Genomic DNA, 21443 nt, shown 5'->3' on the forward strand with positions numbered 1-21443 from the left:
CGATAGCGACTTTGCATTCAACATCAATGTTGACTGATAGTCCGCCATCGCGGGCAAGCCCGCTCCCACAGGGATTTTTTGTCAATTCGGGGAGAGGCGTTCCAACCCGACGAACGGGCAAGCGGCGAGTAATTCTGTGAGGGTGCGGCCATCAGCCAGGCGCAATTGCGCTGGTGCCAGCTCGGCCAGCGGATAGAGCACAAAGGCCCGTTCCTGCAGGTGATAGTGGGGGACTTTGAGGCGAGGTTCGTCGATCAGTCGATCGCCGAACAGCACGATGTCCAGATCCAGCGTACGCGGGCCCCAGCGTTCAAGGCGCTCGCGTCCTTGGCCGTTCTCGATGGCTTGAAGCGCATCCAGCAGGTCCAGTGGCGCGAGGCTGCTGTCGAGCGCTGCGACCGCGTTGGTGTAGCGCGGTTGGCCGGGTAGCAGCGAGTCGCTTTGATAAAACCCGGAAACCCCGACCAGTTCGGTTTGCGGCAATTGCGCCAGCGCTGTGACAGCGCTGCGTAATTGTTCGGCGGGGTCAGCCAGATTGCTGCCCATGCCGATGTAGATGCGTTCCATGACTTACTCGCCTGTAGCGCTCGGTGCGCCGGCAGTGCGCTTGCGCTTGGCACCGCCGCTGCGGCGGCGTTTGCGTGGAGCACCGGTGCCGTCGTCCTTGCCACTGAGGTCGCGGATCATGTCCCGGCGTTCGCTGTCGTTGGCGTCCTGATAGTCGGTCCACCACTCGCCCAGGCCGTCGGTCTGCTCACCGGCGCTTTCGCGCAGCAGCAGGAAGTCGTAACCGGCACGGAACCGCGGGTTGTCCAGCAACAGGTCGGCGCGTTTGCCGCTGCGCCGTGGCAGGCGCTCCTGCATGTCCCAGATCTCGCGGATCGGCATGGTGAAGCGTTTCGGAATGGCGATGCGCTGGCACTGTTCGGCGATCAACTCGTGAGCGGCTTCCTGCATCGCCGGAATCGGCGGCATGCCGCGTTCTTGCAGACGCAACACACGGGCCGGCAGGGCAGGCCAGAGCAGGGCGGCAAACAGGAACGCCGGAGTGACCGGTTTGTTCTGCTTGATCCGCAGGTCTGTATTGATCAGCGCTTCACTGATCAGCGTGTGGGTGTAGGTCGGGTTGTACTCCAACGCTGCCGCACTGGCCGGGAACAGCGGATCGAACAACTGCAGGTCGACCAGCATTTCGAAGGTGTCCGCGGCATAGCCGGAGAGGAACAACTTGAGCACTTCTTCGAACAGACGAGCCGACGGGATCTCGCGCAGCAACGGTGCCAGTTCGCGGATCGGCGTGGCGCTGTGTTTTTCGATGCCGAAATTCAGCTTGGCGGCGAAACGCACGGCCCGCAGCATCCGCACCGGGTCTTCCTGGTAGCGTTGCTTCGGATCGCCAATCAGGCGGATCAGATGATTGCGGATGTCGTGTACGCCGTTGGCGTAGTCGAGAATGCGCTCGCTGACCGGATCGTAATACAAGGCGTTGATGGTGAAGTCGCGGCGTTGCGCGTCTTCTTCCAGGGTGCCGTAGACGTTGTCGCGCAGAATGCGCCCGCTTTCATTGCGAGACGATTGGTTGCTGTCTTCGTCCTCGTCGTTTTGCGGGTGATTGGCGCGAAAGGTCGCGACTTCAATGATTTCGCGGCCAAAGTGGATATGCACCAGTTTGAAACGCCGACCGATGATCCGCGCGTTGCGGAATTCGGCGCGTACCTGTTCGGGGGTGGCGCTGGTGGCGACGTCGAAATCTTTCGGCGTGATGCCGAGCAGCATGTCACGCACACAGCCGCCGACCAGGTAAGCCTGGTAACCGGCGTTCTGCAGGCGCTCGACGATATTCACCGCGTAGCGGCTGAACTGTGCCTTTTGCAGCGAATGTTGGCCGCTGTTGAGCACTTCAGGCGTACTGCGAATGTGTTGCGTATGACGCTTGGGAGAACGGAATGACTGGAACAACTTCTTCAGCATGGGATGCACTGTTTGAAGGAATGTTCGGCCATAACGAAGAATGACCGCATGATGGGCCGGGATTCTAGCATTTAGTCGGGGGATGGTGTAGGAAGCTGCGCAAGCGTGTGAAGGGGATGTCGCGTGGCGTGCCCAAACGCCAGAAACCACAAGGGGAGCCGAAGCTCCCCAAGAAGTAGTTGCGTGCTCTATTTTTATTATTGGTTTCGGGCTTCTTGTTTTTGTTGAGCGCCCTCGCCATGAAGTTTTCCTTCATGACCCTCCCAATCGGGAGCCAAGAGCAAACGGATTGCTTTGGTCGCTGTGTTGCTATGATCGTTCGATCCAACCAGTTCAGGCACTGTCTTGGGACAGTTTTTTATTGTTCTCGGCCTGGTCGTGGGGCAAGCCCCAAATGCAACGCCTCTCCAAAAGAATCAGTTAGCTACGCCTCTCGCCGTCTTGTTTTTATTGTGCGTGAGTCGATACGTCTTATTTTTATTGTCTTGTACATTGCTTGTTATTGTTCTTGTACCAAACATATAGCAGGGGGCGTGCCAACTTTTGTGAAGCCCAGTAAAACAAGGGGTTAGGCGGGCTGATGGTGTTTTTCGAGGCCAAAAAAAACCGGGGCTTCGTTACCGTAAGCCCCGGCTTCTGTTACGTGAAAAAGCTGAGGTAACAGTTTTTTCACAATGTCATGTGTTACCCGCACATCCGACAGGTGCGGTTCAGCTCTCGCTGGCCACCCCGGTCTTGCGCCGCGGAATACCCAGGCGCTGACGGCGTTCCCACAGGCATTTGCGACTGACCCCGAGTTTGCGGGCCAGTTCGGTTTCGGTCATGTGGTCCTGATGCTCGAGTACGAAATGCTGGAAGTAGTCTTCAAGAGATAAATCTTCGGTCGGTTCGTGGCTGGTGTTACCGGCGCCGTTGCCCTGCTGGGGCGCCAGGCCGATGAAGTCATCGTCATCCAGATCGCTCAGTTCGATGTCGATGCCCAGCAGCTCGGCGGAAATTTCCGGGCTTTCGCACAGAATCACCGCACGCTCGACCGCGTTTTCCAGTTCGCGAACGTTACCCGGCCAGGAGTAATGCCGAATCGCCTGTTCGGCATCCTGGGCGAATTTCAGGTCGGTGCGGTTGACCCGTGCGCTTTGCCTTGCGAGGAACGCATTGGCAATTTCATTGACGTCCGCGCCGCGTTCCCGCAAGGCCGGCAGTTTCAGGGCGATCACGTGAAGGCGGTAATACAGGTCTTCACGGAACTGGCCAATCTTCGCCAGGCTCTTGAGGTCCCGGTGCGTCGCGGCAATCAGGCGTACATCAACCTTCTGCGACTGCACCGAACCGACCCGGCGGATTTCCCCTTCCTGCAACACACGCAGCAGGCGAGCCTGAGCTTCCAGTGGCAGCTCACCGATTTCATCGAGGAACAAGGTGCCGCCGTCCGCCGCTTCCACCAACCCGGCACGCCCGGCACTGGCGCCGGTAAACGCGCCTTTTTCGTGGCCGAACAGTTCGGACTCGATCAGGCTTTCCGGAATGGCTGCGCAGTTCACCGAGATCATCGGCGCCTTGGCGCGTTTGGACAGGTTATGCAGGGCGCGTGCTACCAGTTCTTTACCGGTACCGGACTCACCCTGGATCAGGACGTTGGAGTCGGTTGGCGCGACTTTACGGATCTTGCTGTAAAGGTCCTGCATTGGCGGGCAGGAGCCGATAATGCCGATTTCGCCGTTGCTGTTGTCGACACCGTTTTTCGCGGCGCCATTGGTCGTTTTGCCGACGACCGGTTCACCGCTGGCTTGCGCCGATTGCCGGTCACGCAGGATTCGCGCGACGGCCTGGAGCATTTCGTCATGATCGAAAGGCTTGGCGATGTAATCCACCGCGCCCATCTTCATTGAGTCGACGGCCGAACGCAGGCTGGCGTAACTGGTCATGATCAGCACCGGAGTGCCCTGGCCAAGTTTGATCAACTCGGTACCAGGTGCGCCCGGCAGACGCAGGTCGCTGACGATCAGGTCAAACGTGGGAATGCTGAAACGCTCTTGTGCTTCCTGCACGGATCCGGCTTCGCTGACCTGGTACTGGTTACGTTCCAGCAGACGGCGCAAGGCGGAGCGGATAATTGTTTCGTCTTCGACGATCAAAATGTGCGGCATTGATTCGATACTCTCGACGGTCTCAGTTCACAGCGGACGTCGCTTCGACATGACGCGGCAAAGTCACCCGGATACGGGTGCCGCGTTGGCTTTGAACATCAGCCGGGCTGTCGATGGTGATTTGTCCATAATGCTCTTCAACGATGGAATAGACCAGTGCAAGGCCCAGACCGGTGCCTTCACCAGGATCCTTGGTGGTGAAGAAAGGTTCGAACAATCGGTCCATGATGCTCGAGGGAATACCACTGCCTTCGTCTTCGACGATCAGATCGACCGTGTGTTCGCCGGCTTCGCTTTTGACTCGCACCGCACTGCCCGGAGGCGAGGCGTCGCGGGCGTTTGAGAGCAGATTGATCAATACTTGGGCAAGCCGCTGCGGGTCACCTTCGACCCAGTGATCGGGGTCGCACAGGTTGTAGAACTGAACTTCGAAATTGCGCCGGTTCAAGGCCAGCAGGCCTATGGCATCCTGCGCCACTTCCGCCAGACAGACGGGCTCGTCACTGTGCTGATAACTGCCCGCGTGGGCGAAGCTCATCAGCGACTGAACGATGCGTGACACGCGTTTGGTCTGCTCGAGGATCTGCCCGCTGATCTCCGTGAGTTCGGCGTCTTCCTCGCGCTCTTCGCGCAGGTTTTGCGCGAGACAGGCAATGCCGGTGATCGGGTTGCCGATTTCATGAGCCACGCCGGCCGCCAGTCGACCAATGCTGGCCAGGCGCTCGGAATGCACCAGTTTGTCTTCGAGCATCTGGGTTTCGGTCAAATCTTCCACCAGCAGCACCAGGCCGCTGTTACCCGGCGCCAGCGGTTCATCGATCGCCGCTTTGTGCAGGTTCAGCCAGCGAGTCTGACCGTCGAGGGCCAAGTGCTGCTTGTGCAAGTGCTCGTCTGGCAGATTGATGAAGCCTTGCAGCAACTCTTTCCACGGATCGGCAATGGTGCTCAGGCGCGAACCGACCACACGCTGCGCGGCAATCCCGGTCAGCTCCTCCATGGCTTTGTTCCACATGAGGATTTCCTGATCCTTGGCCAGCGAGCACACGCCCATCGGCAATTCCTGCAGAGTCTGGCGGTGGTAGCGACGCAAGGCATCGAGTTCGGCGGCAAGACCGGTGAGGCGCGAGTGGTAATCCTCGAGGCGACTTTCGATGAAGTGGATGTCTTCGGTAACGTAGTTTTCGCCGCCGGCCTTGTAGGGCAGGAAGGTTTCGACCATGTCCTGCGCGACGCTCGGCCCCATCAGGCCAGACAGGTTGGCTTCGATACGGTCGCGCAAACGGCGCAAGGCATAAGGCCGGCGTTCATCGAACGGCAGATAGAGGTCACGCAGTGCCTGTTCGACTTCTTTCTGCGCAGCCTTGGCACCCAATGGTTTTGCAAGCTGTGTGGCAAATTCCTGGGGTGAGGCGGCATGCAGTTCGCGGCGTTGCGGGCGGCGAACGTTGTCCACCGCGCAGGCTTCGGCGGCGCTCGCCTCTTCGGGGCTGGCGTTGGTGAACAAGGAGATCAGTGTGAACATCAGCACGTTGGCGGCCAGCGAAGCGATTGCTGCCATGTGCCAACTGGTGTCGTCCAGCACGTAAATCATGTTCAACAGCGGAATGTAGAAGCCTTGCAGGTTGCCGACCAGCGGCAGCAGCATGGTCACCAGCCACACCAGAATCCCCGCCAATAGACCTGCGATGAAGCCGCGGCGGTTGGCGGTCGGCCAGTACAGCACTGACAAAACCCCCGGCAGGAACTGCAGCGTGGCGACGAAGGCGACGATGCCGAGGTTGGCCAGGTCCTGTTCGGCGCCCAGCATCAGGTAGAAACCGTAACCGGCCATGATGATCGCGACGATCAGCGCCCGGCGGGTCCATTTCAGCCAACGGTAGATATTGCCTTCGGCCGGCGGCTGATAGAGCGGCAGCACCAAATGGTTCAGCGCCATCCCGGACAGCGCCAGCGTAGTAACGATGATCAGCCCGCTGGCCGCCGACAATCCACCGACATACGCCAACAGCGCCAGGGCTTTGCTGTTGGCGGCGATGCCGATGCCCAGGGTGAAGTATTCCGGATTGGTCGTGGCGCCGAGTTTCAGCCCGGCCCAGAGAATCAGCGGCACCGCGAGGCTCATCAACAGCAGAAACAGCGGTAAACCCCAGCTCGCACTGACCAGCGAGCGCGGGTTGAGGTTTTCGGTAAAGGTCATGTGGTACATGTGCGGCATCACGATCGCCGAGGCGAAGAACACCAGCAACAGCGTGCGCCACGGGCCTTCCTGCAATGGCGTGTGCAAAGCAGCGAGGGCGGTCTGATTTTGCAGCAGCCACAGTTCCAGCTGTTGCGGGCCGTCGAACACGCCATACAGTGCATACAGGCCAACGCCGCCAAGCGCGATCAGTTTGATCACCGACTCGAAGGCGATCGCAAACACCAGGCCTTCATGTTTCTCGCGGGTGGCGATGTGGCGTGAGCCGAAGAAAATCGTGAACAGCGTAATCAGTGCGCAGAAGCTCAGGGCCACGCGATGCTGCACCGGCTCGCGGGTGAGGATGCTGATGGAGTCGGCCACTGCCTGAATCTGCAACGCCAGCAACGGCAGCACGCCGATCAGCATGAAAATGGTCGTCAGTGCTCCGGCCCAGGTGCTACGGAAACGAAACGCGAACAAGTCGGCCAGGGACGAGAGTTGATAAGTGCGGGTGATTTTCAGGATCGGGTACAAAAGCACCGGCGCCAGCAGAAAGGCCCCGGAAACCCCGAGGTAGCTGGACAGGAAGCCGTAGCCGTACTGATAAGCGAGGCCCACCGTGCCGTAAAACGCCCAGGCACTGGCGTAGACGCCCAGCGACAGGGTGTATGTCAGCGGATGGCGAATGATCGCCCGGGGGATCATGCCCCGTTCGCTGATCCAGGCCACGCCGAACAGCACCGCCAGGTACGCGGCGCTGATCAGGATCATCTGGGTCAGGCTAAAGCTCATCGGCATCTTTTTGGCTCTGCAGGATGAAGGTCACGACAATCAGAATCAGCCAGAGCAAATAAGGGCGATACCAGGCGCCCGTGGCGTCGATCCACCAATCCATGATGGCCGGGGAGAACAGATAAATCCCCACTACCAGGAGCAGGACCAAGCGATAGATGTACATCCCGGCCTCTCTTTTTTATGCGCGTGCCCGAAAACGTGCGGCGATGGTAACGGATGGGCGCGCCACTGCAAGTGGCATCACTGCAGTTGCGCTTCGGGCAATGTCAGTGTGCGCGGGATCAGCGATGCATCCCAGTGGACAATGCCCCAGTTCTGCACTTCCCGTGGCGTGGCGTCATTCAGCTCGGTCGCAGGCTTGTGCCCCAGTGCCCGCAGTGCGCGCAGCAACAGCGGCGTGGCCTGATCTTCGGCCAGCGGCGGCGAGCGATAGGATTTGCCGAGTTTGTGGCCGTCCGGCTGGGTAATCAGCGGGATGTGCAGATAGCGCGGTTGCGGCAGGCCCAGCAGTTCTTGCAGATAGAGCTGGCGTGGCGTGGAATCCAGCAAATCGGCGCCGCGCACGATATCGGTGATGCCTTGCCAGGCGTCGTCCAGTACCACCGCCAATTGATAGGCGTAGAGCCCGTCGCGACGGCGGATCACGAAATCACCGACTTCCCGACCGAGATGTTGACGGAATTCGCCCTGCACCCGGTCGATGAAGTGGTATTCCAGTTCCGGTACGCGCAGGCGAATCGCCGCGTTCTCGGTGCCGTGCCCCGCGTTGCGGCAGAAACCGGGATAGATGCCGTGATACGGCTCCAATTGTTTTCGCGAACAAGTACAGGCGTAGGCCAGGCCCTGATTGAACAGGCGATTGATGACTTCGTCATAGGCAGCGTGCCGTTCGCTCTGTCGGACCATATCGCCATCCCACTCGAAACCGTAACTTTCCAACGCTTTGAGGATCGCTGTCTGAGCGCCGGGTTCTTCGCGCGGCGGGTCGAGATCCTCCATGCGCACCAGCCAGCGGCCGCCGACCGAACGGGCGTCGAGGTAGGAGGCCAGCGCTGCGACCAGCGAACCGAAATGCAAGTGGCCACTGGGCGTAGGGGCGAAACGCCCGATGTAGGCGGGGGAGGCGATGGTGGTCATAAGGGTGACGTCAGGCTGTTCATCGTTTTGAGCATGGCTTGAAGCCGCCTTCGCGAGCAAGCTCAGCTCCTACAGGAAATTGCGCCAGCCTTTTGTAGGAGTGAAGCTTGCTCGCGAAGGCGATTTTAAAAACGCAACAAATCAGCAATGTCAGAAACAAAAAACGGAGCGTTCGCACGCTCCGTTCTTCGTTCAAGTCGCAAAGAGTTACTTGCCGACTTGCTTTTCCTTGATTTCCGCCAGGGTCTTGCAGTCAACGCACATGTCGGCGGTAGGGCGGGCTTCCAGTCGCTTGACGCCGATTTCGACGCCGCAGGACTCGCACCAGCCGTATTCTTCGTCTTCGATCAATTGCAGGGTTTTGTCGATTTTCTTGATCAGCTTGCGCTCTCGGTCGCGGGCGCGCAATTCGAGGCTGAATTCCTCTTCCTGGCTGGCACGATCTGCCGGATCAGGGAAGTTGGCCGCTTCGTCTTTCATGTGATCAACAGTACGGTCGACTTCCTGCATCAAGTCCTGTTTCCACTTGTTCAGGATCTTGGTGAAGTGAGCGCGCATGGGCTTGCCCATGTACTCTTCGCCCTTCACTTCTTTGTAGGGTTCGAAGCCGCTGATCGACTGGTTCTGTTGTTGCTTTGCTTGGGTGGGCATGAAATGGACCGCCTCTACTCTTGTAATCCATTGCGCAGGATTGCTCCATCACCGACACCTGCCGGCCCTGCGGCTGCAAGCGGGCGAACTTACCAGATCAAATCGGGCCGCGCTACTCCCGGATGTCGAGCCCGCGGCCCGTGGGCCTTGCAAAAGATTGCAAAGCCTTGCCTGGTGGCTCTGGAGACCTGATCAATTATTGATTTTAGTCAAACCTGGAGCATACGCTTGAACTGTTTGAGACCAGCGTTATATGGGCTCTGACCGCTTTAGGTTCTCGCTCGTTCCTGCGCTTGGGTAGAATCGATTCTTTTCCCCGTTGTAAGGAAGGCTAATGGCTCTGTCCTACAGTGCGCGCAGTCGCGCTATCGAACCGTTTCACGTCATGGCCCTGCTGGCGCGGGCCAACGAGCTGCAAGCGGCCGGCCACGACGTGATCCACCTGGAAATCGGCGAGCCGGACTTCACCACCGCCGAGCCGATCATCCAGGCCGGCCAGGCCGCGCTGACGGCGGGGAAGACCCGTTACACCGCTGCTCGCGGCATTCCCGAGCTGCGTGAAGCCATTTCAGGGTTTTATCAGCAGCGTTATGGGCTGAACATCGATCCGCAGCGCATCCTCATCACCCCCGGCGGTTCAGGGGCGTTGCTGTTGGCCAGCGCCTTGCTGGTTGACCCAGGCAAGCATTGGCTGCTCGCCGATCCGGGTTATCCGTGCAACCGGCACTTCCTGCGGCTGGTGGAAGGCGCGGCGCAACTGGTGCCGGTCGGCCCGGACGTGCGTTATCAGCTGACCCCTGACCTGGTCGCACGTCACTGGGATCACGACAGCGTCGGCGCCCTGGTGGCATCTCCGGCCAATCCGACCGGGACCATCCTGACTCGCGACGAGTTGGCCGGGCTCTCTGCAGCGATCAAGGCCCGTCACGGCCATTTGGTGGTCGACGAGATCTACCATGGCCTGACGTACGGCACGGATGCGGCCAGCGTGCTGGAAGTCGATAACAGCGCCTTCGTCCTCAATAGTTTTTCCAAGTATTTCGGCATGACCGGCTGGCGCCTCGGTTGGCTGGTAGCACCTGAGGCGGCGGTCGGTGAGCTGGAGAAGCTCGCCCAAAACCTCTACATCAGTGCGCCGAGCATGGCCCAGCACGCCGCATTGGCCTGCTTCGAACCCGCCACCATCCAGATTTTCGAAGAGCGCCGCGCCGAGTTCGGCCGACGTCGTGATTTCCTGCTGCCGGCCCTGAGGGAGTTGGGCTTCGGTATCGCCGTGGAGCCGGAAGGCGCGTTCTACTTGTACGCCGATATCAGCAAGTTCGGCGGCGATGCCTTCGCATTCTGCCGGCATTTCCTCGAAACCGAGCATGTCGCGATCACTCCGGGCCTGGATTTCGGGCGTTATCAGGCCGGGCATCATGTGCGGTTTGCCTACACCCAAAGTCTTCCACGTTTGCAGGAAGCGGTTGAGCGCATCGCTCGCGGATTGCGGAGCTGGCAAGGCTGATGCGTTTTTATCCTCCCCTCGAAGAAGGTCGCTTGATTCGTCGCTACAAACGTTTTCTTGCCGATATCGAAACCGTTAGCGGCGAGTTGCTGACCATTCACTGTCCTAACACCGGTTCGATGCTTAATTGCCAGGTCGAAGGCGGACAGGTCTGGTTCAGTCGTTCCAACGACCCCAAACGTAAGTTGCCCGGCACCTGGGAAGTCGGGGAAACCCCGCAGGGACGGTTGTTCTGCGTAAACACCGGGCGCGCCAACGGTTTGATCGAGGAGGCGTTGCGGGCCAATGTCATCACCGAGCTGAACGGCTTTACCGAACTGAAGCGCGAAGTGGCCTACGGTCAGGAAAGCAGTCGCATCGATTTCCGTCTCGATTACCCGAGCGGGCCAGCGTATGTAGAAGTCAAAAGCGTTACCCTGGGCTTCGATGGCTCGTTGGTGGCGGCGTTTCCCGATGCGGTGACCCAGCGCGGGGCCAAGCATTTGCGGGAGTTGGCGCATTTGGCCCGGGACGGGATTCGTGCCGTGCAGTTGTATTGCGTGAACCTGACCGGCATCGACTCCGTGCGTCCTGCTGAAGAAATCGATTCGGCCTACGCGGCGGCGTTACGTGAAGCGGTGGCATGTGGGGTCGAAGTGCTGGCGTATGGCGTGCACTTGACCCACGAAGAGATGGTGGTGGATAGGCGGCTGGATGTTTTGTTGAACGGTTAAAGCGTGACCCAGATCCCTTGCTCGTCTTCGCGGCAGGGGATGATGGTCAGGGATTGCCCGGCGCATGGGCCGGCAACGCATTCGCCGTCTTCGATCAGAAACAGTGCGCCGTGAGTGGCGCACTGGATCAGGCTGTTGCTGGGGTCGAGAAACTGGTCGGGCTTCCATTCCAGTCCGACGCCTCGGTGCGGGCAGCGATTTTCATACACGTACACCCGACCGCCCCGGCGCACGGCCAGAAGCTTCTGACCGTCGACGTCGAAACCGCGACTGCTGGCGTCAGCCAATTCGGCGCCTGTGCAAAGAAGCTTCATGTCTATCCTCAAGTCCCGCAGCTCGTGACCAGATATGTCCAAGCTTGACGTTCAAATGCAAACAATTATCAAATGGCCGCTCACCCACAGGGCGATTGCCGGATGCCGAGGATACTTGGCCTGTCCTCTCGATGCCCGGGAAAACCTTTAAAGGAAGCTGTTTATGCGCCTGAGTACCCGAGTTGCTGTGCTCTGTGTCGGACTGTTCATCAGTCACCAAGCCTCGGCAGCCGAGTTGCCGCAACGTTGGGTCAGTGCTGGTGGTGCCTTGTCGGAATGGGTCAGTGCACTGGGTGGTGAGTCGAAACTGGTGGGTGTCGATACCACCAGTCAGCACCCCGAATCGCTGAAGGCTCTGCCGAGCATCGGCTATCAACGGCAACTCTCGGCAGAGGGGGTTCTGAGTCTGCGCCCGCAGATCCTGGTGGGCACCGAAGAAATGGGGCCGCCACCGGTACTTTCACAGATTCGCAGCGCGGGCGTTCAGGTCGAACTGTTCTCGGCCCAGCCAGATTTGGTGACATTGCGGGGCAATTTGCAGCATCTGGGCAAATTGCTGGGGGCTGAAGATCGGGCTTCGCAAGTGTTTCTGACTTATCAACAGCAACTCGATCAGCAACAAGCCCGGGTCAGTCAGGCACAACTCAAACACAAAGCACCGGGCGTATTGCTGCTGTTGGGGCACGCGGGCGGAAAACCGTTGATTGCCGGTAAAGACACCGCCGCCGATTGGTTGCTGCAACACGCCGGTGGCCACAATCTGGCAACCCATACTGGCTACAAACCGTTTTCTGTCGAGTCCCTGGCCAGTCTCAATCCCGAAGTGCTGGTATTTGCCGACCGAGCACTGACGGGCGATGCGGCGCGTGCGGCGTTGTTCAAGGAGAATCCGATCCTCTCGTCCACCCGAGCGGCCAAGGACGGGCGAGTCATGGAGCTGGACCCGACTTTGTTGGTGGGGGGGCTGGGGCCAAGGTTGCCGGAAAGTCTGACCAAGCTGTCTGACGCGTTCTATCCTGGTACGTCCGGCCAATGATCCTTCTGGTTAAACCCCGTGCATTATTCATTGGCCTGAGCCTGCTTTGCTTGCTGGCGATCTGGTTGTCGCTGGCGTTGGGGCCGGTGAGCTTGCCGTTGTTCGACACCTTGCGCGCGGCGTTGCGACTGATTGGTTTACCCATCGCGCCCGACGGGTTGGAGCAGGCCGAGCTGATCCTCGGGCAGATTCGCTTGCCACGAACCTTGCTGGGCTTGGCAGTGGGCGGCGTGCTGGCGCTGTCCGGCGTGGCGATGCAGGGCTTGTTTCGCAACCCTCTGGCCGATCCGGGATTGGTCGGGGTCTCCAGTGGTGCGGCATTGGGCGCAGCCATCGCGATTGTCGGCGGTTCGGTGTTCGGCGGTCTGCCTGAATCCTTCGGGCCTTATCTGTTGTCGGTGTGCGCGTTTCTCGGTGGGCTGGGTGTAACGGCGCTGGTCTATCGATTGGGGAGACGCAATGGCCAGACCAACGTCGCCACCATGTTGCTGGCCGGTATTGCATTGACTGCCCTGGCCGGTTCGGCGGTAGGGTTATTCACCTATCTGGCGGATGACGCGACCCTGCGCACCCTGACGTTCTGGAACCTGGGTAGCCTGAACGGCGCCAGTTATTCGCGACTTTGGCCGTTGCTGCTGGTGAGCACCGGTGTGGCGCTATGGTTGCCGCGTCGAGCGAAGGCCTTGAATGCATTGTTGCTGGGGGAGTCGGAAGCCGGTCACCTGGGTATCGACGTCGAAGGCCTCAAGCGCGAACTGGTGTTTTGCACGGCGCTGGGCGTCGGTGCGGCGGTAGCGGCAGCAGGGATGATCGGGTTTGTCGGCCTGGTGGTGCCGCATCTGGTACGGCTGCTGGCCGGTCCCGATCATCGGGTGTTGTTGCCGGCGTCGGTATTGGCAGGGGCCAGTCTCTTGCTGTTCGCCGATCTGGTGGCGCGACTGGCCCTGGCACCAGCCGAGTTGCCGATCGGGATCGTCACAGCCTTCATCGGCGCACCGTTCTTTCTGTATCTACTGGTCAGAGGGCGTGCTTGATGTTGCGAACGCAGAATCTGCAAATCCGGCGCGGTCGAAAGATTGTTCTCACGGACATCACCCTTGAACTCAAGCCGGGCGAAGTCCTCGGCGTGTTGGGCCCCAACGGTGCCGGTAAAAGCACCTTACTCGGCGCCTTGTGCGGTGAATTGCATGCCGACCACGGCAGTGTCTGGCTTGATGAGCGCGAGCTGAGTCATTGGGCCGGGGCGCAGCGAGCCCAGCGTTTGGCGGTGTTGCCACAGGTGTCGACCCTGGACTTTGCCTTTCGCGTCGAAGACGTGGTCGGCATGGGCCGTCTGCCTTATCAAAGCGGCCGGGTCCGGGATGACGAGATCGTCGCCGCCGCGCTGCACGCGGCGGATGCGCGGCACCTGAGTGGCCGCAGCTATCTGGCATTGTCCGGCGGCGAGCGTCAGCGGGTGCATCTGGCACGGGTGCTGGCGCAACTGTGGCCGGGGGAGGCGGGGCAAACGTTGTTGCTCGATGAACCGACATCGATGCTCGACCCGCTGCATCAACACACTACTCTGCAAGCGGTGCGCGAGTTCGCTGATCGTGGCGCTGCGGTGCTGGTGATCCTGCATGATCTGAATCTGGCGGCACGCTATTGTGATCGCCTGTTACTGCTCGAAGGTGGGCGTCCGGTGGCACTGGACACTCCGGAGCAGGTGCTGCGCCCGGAACCGCTTAAGGCTGTGTTCGGGCTGGAAGTACTGGTGCAGCCGCACCCGGAGCGTGGGCATCCGCTGATCATCGCCCGCTGAGCATTTCATCGAGGTGAAAACATGCGTGTGATGGTGATACTGGCTGTGCTGTTACTGAGTGCCTGTCAGCATGTATCGGTGCCGCCGCCGGTCAGTGGCGAGATCCGGGAACTGCGCAGCGGTCAAACCCTGACAGCGCAGGAATTGCTTGTACGGTTAGCCAAGCCTTCGCGGTTGATCATCGGCGAGCAGCATGACAACCGTGATCACCATCAACTGCAATTGTGGTTGTTACAGGCGCTGGGTGATCAGCGGCCCCAAGGCAGTCTGCTGCTGGAAATGCTCACGCCAGATCAACAAGTGCGCGTCGATCACGCTAGGCACTCTTCACCGCTACCAACTGACTTGCCCAATGCATTGGCCTGGCAACCGGGTTGGGACTGGAATCTGTATGGGCCGATCGTTGGTTTTGCCCTGACTCAGCCGTACCCGTTGCTGGCGGCCAATCTGGATACGCTTGAAGTCCGTACTGTCTATGGCAAACCGCCGACATTGAGCGGTTCGCGCTCCAATGCCCCGATGGTTAAAGAGACGTTGCTGGCACAAATCAGCGATTCTCACTGCGGCTTGCTGCCCACATCGCAAATGCCCGCGATGCTGGCCGTCCAGCAGCAACGTGACCGGCGGATGGCCGGGCGATTAATGGCCGCACCGACGCCTTCACTGCTGTTTGCCGGCGCGTACCACGCACGCAAGGATGTCGGGGTGCCGATCCATGTGCAGGATTTAAGTGAGCACGAGGCGCCAACGGTATTGATGCTGGCAGAGCAGGGCGCTGAGATCACGCCGGCCATGGCCGATTACGTCTGGTATACGCCCGCCACGCCACCGCAGGATTACTGCGCGCAAATGCGTAGACAGTTCGGCAAGCAGTCAGGGCAGTAAAACCTGGCGAGTTTTCCACAGGCAAAAAAAGACCCGGCAAGAGCCGGGTCAAATAACCGTGATTAGCCTGATGAGGAGATAATCTGAGAGTCCGAACCAAGGGCTTTTCAGAATATCGACCAGTCTCGCGACCAGTTGTGATAATCATAGCGATTCTCATTACCAAGTCAACCGCTGATTCTTGATTTCTGTGAATCTCACCAGTTCCCTTGGTGAGGGCCCTGCAATCATTGGTCTTCAGGCTGTGTGCGTAAGCGTAATTACCCGTTCAAATCTTGTGGCGTGACGAGATGGCGTCCAGTTGTTTGTTCAAGGCTTCCTTACGTTCGGCGGGAATGTCGTTCCAGTGAACATCCATCAGTGCGCCTTCGATCGCATACAACAACACCTTGGAAGCCCGAAAACCGCGCGTGCGCACGGCCCGATAAGCATCCACAGCTCCCAGCCGACGCAAGTCCGATGCACTGTGGATGCCCACGGCATGCAGCCATTGCGCCGACGTCTTGCCAAGATTTTTCAGGTGTTGCAGTTCATCATTCATCAAGCCTCCTTGCGACAGCCGAACGGTGCGTGGGCGAGCCTCTCAGCAGTGTAGCCATCAGTAGGAAAAGCGTGATTGTTTGGTCGGTTTCGACGCAAAAGCTTCTAAGAAACGGGCTCAAGAAGCGGCGTGAAAAGGCTGCGAGTGCAGTCGGTAGACGGGCGGAGGATTGAGTTTCAGGGTAGAAAAAAAGTACAGAGTCCAGCGCAAAGCAGGGGCGCCGGACCTGGTAGAAACGTCGCTTTTAGCGGGTGCGATAACGCAGTCGCGTACCGAAATTCATCGACATCAGAATCTCATCGGCACTCAGCTCTGGCGGAAAGTAGGCGCCGGATATCTGCGCGTGGGCCAGGCTCGCCCCTTCCAGGGACGAGTTGCGAAAGTCGATGCCGCGCAAGTCGGCAGAGCGGAAATAGGCATCTGTGAAGTCGACGCCGTCGGCGTTCAGTTCACGCAGATCGAGACCACGAAAGTCGCCACCGACCATGTCGATAGGTCCATCTTTCGGGCGTTCATTATTAAAGCCTGTAATGTCGTCTTTGTGCAGCAAGGCGTAAAGCGGGGTGTCGAGAAGTTTCGGCTGGCTCATGTCGCATCACCTGATGGTTTTATGACGCCAGTATAGTGCCACTATTTGACAGCCGTGAAGCCGGTGAGGGCTTCACGGTTGAAATAGTTTTTTACAGGCCTGGCAGGCGTTGGCGAATCTGCGCAACGACGGTATCGAGCGTGCCACTTTCATTGGTCTGGACGCGTTTGCTGCACAGAATTTCTGCCGGCGTCAGGGCCTCGCGGCTGGCTTGCTGGGCGGCGATAACGGTCAGGTTTGCGTCGGACGGATCGTTATTGTCTGCCTGACGTTGCTTCAACCAGCTTTCAATCACCGCTTGCGGCGCGTCGCAATCGAGGATCAGGAACGGCGCACCCGTGGCTTCGGCGATTTTCGCCGCGCCGTCGCGCTGGTCGCGCTTGAGGTACGTGGCATCGATCACCACCGGGAAACCGGCATGCAAAATTACCCCGGCAATTTCATGCAGACGGCTGTAAGTAGCGGCGTTGGCGTCGGCACTATAAATGCCGGCCTGCAGGTCGTTCGGTACGGTTTGTTCGCCGAACATACGCTTGCGCTCGACATCGGAACGCAAACGAATGGCGCCCAGCGCTTCCACCAGGCGCATGGCCACGTGACTCTTGCCGACGGCGGAAACACCGTGGGTAATCGCCAGGAAGCGCGAAGGAATGGTGCTGTAGCTTTCCGCCAGGTTGGCGTAGTTGCGGTACTGACGCAGGGTGGTGGCGCGCTGCACCGGATCGGCCTCGGCCGGCATGCTGAACAGGCTGACCTTGGCGCGAACCAGTGCGCGGTAGGCTTTGTAGAAATTCAGCAGCTCAAGGCCCTGATAGTCGCCGGTCAGTTCCAGGTATTGGCTGATGAAACGACGCGCCAGGCTCTTCAGGCCACGGTCTTCCAGGTCCATTGCCAGGAAGCCGGTGTCGGCGTAAACGTCGGTGAAGCGGAACGGTTCGTTGAACTCGATGCAGTCGAAGATCACCACGTTGCCGTCGATCACGGTGGCGTTGCCCAAGTGAATGTCACCGTGGCATTCACGAATGAAACCGTCGGCCTTGCGCTGGGCGAACAGCGGCTTGAGGCGTTCGAAGCTGCTTTCGGCCCAGGCTTGCAGTGCATCGAGTTGCAGCAGATCGGCCTTGTCGCTGAGGAACGGACGGATCTGTTCGAAGTTCTGCCGTACCGGCGCCATGACGCTGTCCGGCGTGCCGGCTTCGTGTTCGGCAGGCACTTTCGGGGCGCTGAGGTGGAATTGAGCAATCTGCGCGGCCATCTCGTCGATGTGCGTGGTGGTCAATTCGCCGTTGGCTTGCAAGGTGCTGAGCAATTGGCTTTGTGGGAACTGACGCATTTTCAGGGCGTAATCGACGACTGGACCTTCGCCGCCCAGTTGCGGTGCCTCGGCGCTGCCAGTGATCGGCAACACTTCAAGATACAAATCATGGGTCAGGCGCTGGTTCAGGCGCAGCTCTTCAGCGCAGAAATGCTCGCGAGCCTCGAGGTTGGTGAAGTCGAGGAAGCCGAAATTCACTGGCTTCTTCACTTTATAAGCGTAGGGGCCGGTGAGCAGCACCCAGGAAATATGGGTTTCGATGACCTGAAACCCTTCTACGGGATGCGGGTAGAGGGCCGGGTTTTGCAGGGCAGCGATCAGGGACTGGCTCACAGGCGATCCTTCAGAGTCTGGGGAAAATTCAAGGCCGCCATTATGGCCGCAAGTCCGCCCGACGCAAACCTCAGCGGGCTTCTGTTGAGTATGAATAAAGTGCGTATAATCCGCCGCCATGACTCGTACTCGATCCCCCCGCACCCCCAAAAAACCACCTTCCAAGGGCATGCGCCCCTGGCTGGGCTGGGCCCTTAAACTCAGCCTGGTCGGCCTTGTGGTGCTCGCCGGGTTCGCGGTTTACCTCGACGCCGTGGTCCAGGAGAAGTTCTCTGGCAAGCGCTGGACCATCCCGGCCAAGGTGTACGCGCGCCCGCTTGAGCTGTTCACTGGCCAGAAGCTGAGCAAGGAAGACTTCCTCACCGAGCTCGATGCCTTGGGTTACCGACGCGAAGCCGTCAGCAACGGCCCCGGCGCGGCGGCAGTCAATGGCAATATCGTCGACTTGAATACCCGAGGCTTCCAGTTCTATGAAGGCATGGAGCAGGCCCAGCCCGTGCGTGTGCGCTTCTCCGGCGATTACGTGGCCGAGCTTTCGGCGACCAACGGTTCGAAGCTTTCTGTGGTGCGACTGGAACCGCTGCTGATTGGCGGGATTTATCCGAAAAACCTTGAAGACCGCATCCTGATCAAAATCGATCAGGTTCCGCCGTATCTGCTCGAAACCCTGATTGCCGTAGAAGACCGGGACTTCTACGGCCACTGGGGCGTGTCGCCGAAGTCGATTGTCCGAGCCATCTACGTCAATACCTCGGGCGGCAAGATGACCCAGGGCGGCAGTACGCTGACGCAACAGTTGGTCAAGAACTTCTATCTCACCAGCGAACGCAGCCTGACCCGTAAGCTCACCGAAGCCATGATGGCGATGTTGCTTGAGCTGCATTATGACAAGCGCGAAATTCTTGAGGCTTACCTCAATGAAGTGTTCGTCGGCCAGGATGGTCAGCGCGCGGTGCACGGTTTCGGCCTGGCCAGCCAGTTCTTCTTCGGACAGCCATTGTCCGAGCTGAAACTGCATCAAGTCGCTTTGTTGGTGGGCATGGTCAAGGGGCCGTCCTATTACAATCCGCGTCGCAACCCTGAGCGGGCGCTGGAGCGGCGCAATCTGGTGCTCGATGTTCTGGGGGAACAAGGCGTTGCCACCGCCGAGCAGGTTCAGGCGGCGAAGAAAATGCCACTGGGTGTGACCACTCGCGGCAAGTTGGCCGATAGCTCGTTCCCGGGCTTCCTCGACCTGGTTAAACGTCAGTTGCGCGAAGACTACCGCGACGAAGACTTGACCGAAGAGGGACTGCGGATTTTTACCAGTTTCGACCCGATCCTGCAGATGAAAGCCGAAGCGTCGGTCAACGATACGTTCAAGCGCCTGGCCGGGCGCAAGGGTTCCGATGAGGTTGAGGCGGCCATGGTCGTGACCAACCCGGAAACCGGAGAAGTCCAGGCGATGATCGGCAGCCGTCAGGCGGGTTTTGCCGGTTTCAACCGGGCGCTGGACGCGGTACGACCGATCGGCTCGTTGATCAAACCAGCGGTTTATCTGACAGCCCTTGAGAAGCCGAGCCAGTACACGCTGACCAGTTGGCTGTCGGACGACTACTTCTCGGTCAAAGGCGCGGACGGTCAGGTCTGGAAACCACAGAACTATGATCGCCGTTCCCACGGCACGGTGTTCCTGTATCAAGGGTTGGCGCATTCCTACAACCTGTCGACCGCGCGTCTCGGCTTGGCGGTGGGCGTGCCGAATGTCTTGAAGACCCTGGCGCGTCTGGGGGTGAGTCGCGAGTTCCCGGCGTTTCCGTCGATGTTGCTGGGTGCCGGCGGCTTGACCCCGATTGAAGTGGCGACCATGTACCAGACGCTGGCCAATGGCGGGTTCAACACGCCGATGCGCGGGATTCGCAGCGTACTGACTGCCGAGGGCGAGCCGCTCAAGCGTTATCCGTTCCAGATTCAGCAGCAATTCGATCCGGCGTCCATTTACCTGGTTCAGAACGCCATGCAACGGGTCATGCGTGAAGGCACCGGCAGTTCGGTTTATAACGTGTTGCCGAAAACCCTGACCCTCGCCGGCAAGACCGGCACCAGTAACGATTCGCGGGACAGCTGGTTCGCCGGTTTCAGTCAGGATCTGCTGGCAGTGGTCTGGCTGGGGCGCGATGATAACGGCAAGACGCCATTCACCGGTGCTACCGGTGCGTTGCAGGTCTGGACCAGTTTCATGCGCAAGGCCGATCCGTTGCCGCTGGACATGCCGCAGCCGGACAACATTGTTCAGGCCTGGGTCGACTCGCGTACCGGGCAAGGTTCTGAAGGCAGCTGCCCAGGCGCCGTGCAAATGCCGTATATTCGCGGCAGCGAACCGCCTCCCGGTCCCGCTTGCGGTGGCGAAAACCCTGCTGAGTCGGTGATGGATTGGGTCAAGGGCTGGATGAATTAAGCAAAGAGGATTTGAAGTGAACAAGTGGTTGATTCCGGCGGTAACTGCCGTGGCTTTGCTCAGTGGTTGCTCCACCGTGCAGCGTGGTTCGATCCCGGTTGTGGATTCCGGCACCGCCGTCTCCAACAGCGAACGGATTTCGGCGAATGGCGGTTTCCGGCAGTCGACGGTGAAACGTCCTGTGCAAGGCCAGACTCAGGCAATCCCGCAAGGTGATACTGGCGTTGTGGTGATGGTGCCGGGTGGTGGCGCCGTTTCCTCGGCACCGATCAGCACCTCGCCAATTACCCCAGGCCCGATCACTCCGGGGCCGATCGATACCTCGCCGGTCCAGTCGGCACCGATCAATCAGGGCAGCTACAGCATGCCATCGACGTCGAGCGGGATTCCTTCGGCGAGCTCCGGCAGCCTGTCTGCCGATGAGCAACTGGACGGCCCGGTCCTGGCGTTGTTGACCACTGCCCAGCAGCAACAGGCCAGCGGCGACCTTAATGGCGCGTCTTCCAGTCTCGAGCGCGCCCAGCGTGTCGCGCCGCGTGAGCCGCAAGTGCTTTATCGTCTGGCCCAGGTGCGTATGGCCCAAGGCGATGCGGCACAGGCCGAGCAATTCGCTCGTCGTGGTTTGACATTCGCCAGTGGTCGTCCAGCCCTTCAGGCCAGTCTGTGGGAGTTGATCGCCCAGGCTCGTGAGAAGCAGGGTGACTCCGCCGGTGCTGCGTTGGCTCGTCAGAAGGCCAAGGTTTCGCTGTGATGGATGCGCGCTTTCCGAAGATTGCCGAGCAGTTGCTGTTGATCGAACGCGAACTGCGTGTCCAGGGCTGGTGGGACGAAGTTCCGCCGTCCGCTGAAGCGCTATCCAGTGTTGAGCCATTTTCGGTGGATACGCTGGATTTCGAGCAATGGCTGCAATGGATTTTCCTGCCGCGGATGAAGACCATCCTTGAACAGGATCTGCCGCTGCCCAATGCATCGGGGATTCAGGAGATGGCCGAAATGGTCTTCGCCTCCCGCAACGTCCAGGGCAAGGATCGGCAGCTTCAGGTCTTGCTCAAAGAGTTTGATCTGCTGATCACCGCCTCTCGCTGAATCGAA

General features: G+C 59.6%; 20 protein-coding genes. 9 read left to right on the forward strand and 11 right to left on the reverse strand.

Features of this window, described 5'->3' with window-relative positions; all coding sequences use genetic code 11:
- Nucleotides 1–81: 81 nt before the first annotated feature.
- The 7 genes from folK to dksA all read right to left on the reverse strand — a co-directional run bounded on the left by folK (nt 82) and on the right by dksA (nt 8880).
- Nucleotides 82–567, reverse strand: a complete 486-nt coding sequence (folK, locus tag PSH88_RS04835; protein ID WP_305425160.1) for a 2-amino-4-hydroxy-6-hydroxymethyldihydropteridine diphosphokinase — start codon at nt 565–567, stop codon at nt 82–84.
- Nucleotides 568–570: 3 nt separating this feature from the next.
- Nucleotides 571–1971: a polynucleotide adenylyltransferase PcnB gene (locus PSH88_RS04840; protein WP_033036534.1), complete on the reverse strand. Its 1401-nt coding sequence runs from the start codon at nt 1969–1971 to the stop codon at nt 571–573.
- Nucleotides 1972–2681: 710 nt separating this feature from the next.
- Complete coding sequence (locus tag PSH88_RS04845) at nt 2682–4118, reverse strand: sigma-54-dependent transcriptional regulator (protein WP_305425161.1); 1437 nt, start codon at nt 4116–4118, stop codon at nt 2682–2684.
- A gap of 22 nt (nt 4119–4140) precedes the next feature.
- Nucleotides 4141–7095 carry a sensor histidine kinase gene (locus PSH88_RS04850; RefSeq protein WP_305425162.1) on the reverse strand — a complete coding sequence of 985 codons (2955 nt, stop codon included), beginning with the start codon at nt 7093–7095 and terminating at the stop codon, nt 4141–4143.
- Nucleotides 7079–7255: a hypothetical protein gene (locus PSH88_RS04855; RefSeq protein ID WP_003176118.1), complete on the reverse strand. Its 177-nt coding sequence runs from the start codon at nt 7253–7255 to the stop codon at nt 7079–7081. Before PSH88_RS04855 ends, PSH88_RS04850 begins: the two co-directional genes overlap by 17 nt.
- A 77-nt stretch (nt 7256–7332) precedes the next feature.
- Entirely contained in the window at nt 7333–8229 is an 897-nt protein-coding gene (gene gluQRS, locus PSH88_RS04860; protein WP_305426940.1) for a tRNA glutamyl-Q(34) synthetase GluQRS, read from the reverse strand.
- A 207-nt stretch (nt 8230–8436) separates the two neighbouring features.
- On the reverse strand, nt 8437–8880 hold the full coding sequence (dksA, locus tag PSH88_RS04865; protein WP_030130357.1) for an RNA polymerase-binding protein DksA: 444 nt from the start codon (nt 8878–8880) through the stop codon (nt 8437–8439).
- A gap of 334 nt (nt 8881–9214) precedes the next feature.
- On the opposite strand from dksA, the gene PSH88_RS04870 reads away from it, so the two are divergent.
- Together PSH88_RS04870 and sfsA are read left to right on the forward strand one after the other, a co-directional pair.
- A complete protein-coding gene (locus PSH88_RS04870) occupies nt 9215–10387 on the forward strand; it encodes a pyridoxal phosphate-dependent aminotransferase (RefSeq protein WP_305425163.1) in 1173 nt (390 codons plus the stop codon).
- Nucleotides 10387–11100, forward strand: coding sequence for a DNA/RNA nuclease SfsA (gene sfsA / locus PSH88_RS04875; protein WP_305425165.1), 714 nt, complete (start codon nt 10387–10389; stop codon nt 11098–11100). The genes PSH88_RS04870 and sfsA overlap by 1 nt, the downstream gene beginning before the upstream one ends.
- Here the strand turns inward: sfsA and PSH88_RS04880 are convergent.
- Nucleotides 11097–11414, reverse strand: coding sequence for a Rieske (2Fe-2S) protein (locus PSH88_RS04880; protein ID WP_305425166.1), 318 nt, complete (start codon nt 11412–11414; stop codon nt 11097–11099). The two genes, sfsA and PSH88_RS04880, sit on opposite strands and share 4 nt — an antisense overlap.
- A gap of 163 nt (nt 11415–11577) precedes the next feature.
- On the opposite strand from PSH88_RS04880, the gene PSH88_RS04885 reads away from it, so the two are divergent.
- The 4 genes from PSH88_RS04885 to PSH88_RS04900 are packed head-to-tail and all read left to right on the forward strand — an operon-like array spanning nt 11578 to nt 15136.
- Nucleotides 11578–12450, forward strand: coding sequence for a heme/hemin ABC transporter substrate-binding protein (locus PSH88_RS04885; protein ID WP_305425167.1), 873 nt, complete (start codon nt 11578–11580; stop codon nt 12448–12450).
- A gap of 50 nt (nt 12451–12500) precedes the next feature.
- The gene (locus PSH88_RS04890) at nt 12501–13484 is read left to right on the forward strand and encodes a FecCD family ABC transporter permease (RefSeq protein WP_217858697.1); all 984 of its coding nucleotides are present in this window, start codon (nt 12501–12503) and stop codon (nt 13482–13484) included.
- The gene (locus PSH88_RS04895; RefSeq protein WP_305425168.1) at nt 13484–14251 is read left to right on the forward strand and encodes a heme ABC transporter ATP-binding protein; all 768 of its coding nucleotides are present in this window, start codon (nt 13484–13486) and stop codon (nt 14249–14251) included. Before PSH88_RS04890 ends, PSH88_RS04895 begins: the two co-directional genes overlap by 1 nt.
- Before the next feature lie 21 nt (nt 14252–14272).
- Nucleotides 14273–15136, forward strand: coding sequence for a ChaN family lipoprotein (locus PSH88_RS04900; protein WP_305425169.1), 864 nt, complete (start codon nt 14273–14275; stop codon nt 15134–15136).
- A gap of 268 nt (nt 15137–15404) precedes the next feature.
- Here PSH88_RS04900 and PSH88_RS04905 read toward each other — a convergent pair whose 3' ends face one another.
- From PSH88_RS04905 to PSH88_RS04915, 3 genes are all read right to left on the reverse strand, one after another.
- A complete protein-coding gene (locus PSH88_RS04905) occupies nt 15405–15677 on the reverse strand; it encodes a TfoX/Sxy family protein (RefSeq protein WP_007902045.1) in 273 nt (90 codons plus the stop codon).
- A gap of 244 nt (nt 15678–15921) precedes the next feature.
- A complete protein-coding gene (locus PSH88_RS04910) occupies nt 15922–16266 on the reverse strand; it encodes a pentapeptide repeat-containing protein (protein ID WP_052967693.1) in 345 nt (114 codons plus the stop codon).
- A gap of 91 nt (nt 16267–16357) precedes the next feature.
- Nucleotides 16358–17914 carry a bifunctional aminoglycoside phosphotransferase/ATP-binding protein gene (locus PSH88_RS04915; RefSeq protein ID WP_305425170.1) on the reverse strand — a complete coding sequence of 519 codons (1557 nt, stop codon included), beginning with the start codon at nt 17912–17914 and terminating at the stop codon, nt 16358–16360.
- A 118-nt stretch (nt 17915–18032) separates the two neighbouring features.
- Here PSH88_RS04915 and mrcB point away from each other — a divergent pair, with 118 nt between their 5' ends.
- The 3 genes from mrcB to PSH88_RS04930 are packed head-to-tail and all read left to right on the forward strand — an operon-like array spanning nt 18033 to nt 21437.
- A complete protein-coding gene (mrcB, locus tag PSH88_RS04920; protein ID WP_305483475.1) occupies nt 18033–20351 on the forward strand; it encodes a penicillin-binding protein 1B in 2319 nt (772 codons plus the stop codon).
- Nucleotides 20352–20367: 16 nt separating this feature from the next.
- Nucleotides 20368–21102: a tetratricopeptide repeat protein gene (locus tag PSH88_RS04925; RefSeq protein ID WP_305425171.1), complete on the forward strand. Its 735-nt coding sequence runs from the start codon at nt 20368–20370 to the stop codon at nt 21100–21102.
- On the forward strand, nt 21102–21437 hold the full coding sequence (locus tag PSH88_RS04930) for a YqcC family protein (protein WP_305425172.1): 336 nt from the start codon (nt 21102–21104) through the stop codon (nt 21435–21437). Before PSH88_RS04925 ends, PSH88_RS04930 begins: the two co-directional genes overlap by 1 nt.
- Nucleotides 21438–21443 lie beyond the last annotated feature (6 nt).

Origin of the sequence: Pseudomonas wuhanensis (assembly GCF_030687395.1) — a bacterium.
Taxonomy (GTDB): domain Bacteria; phylum Pseudomonadota; class Gammaproteobacteria; order Pseudomonadales; family Pseudomonadaceae; genus Aquipseudomonas; species Aquipseudomonas wuhanensis.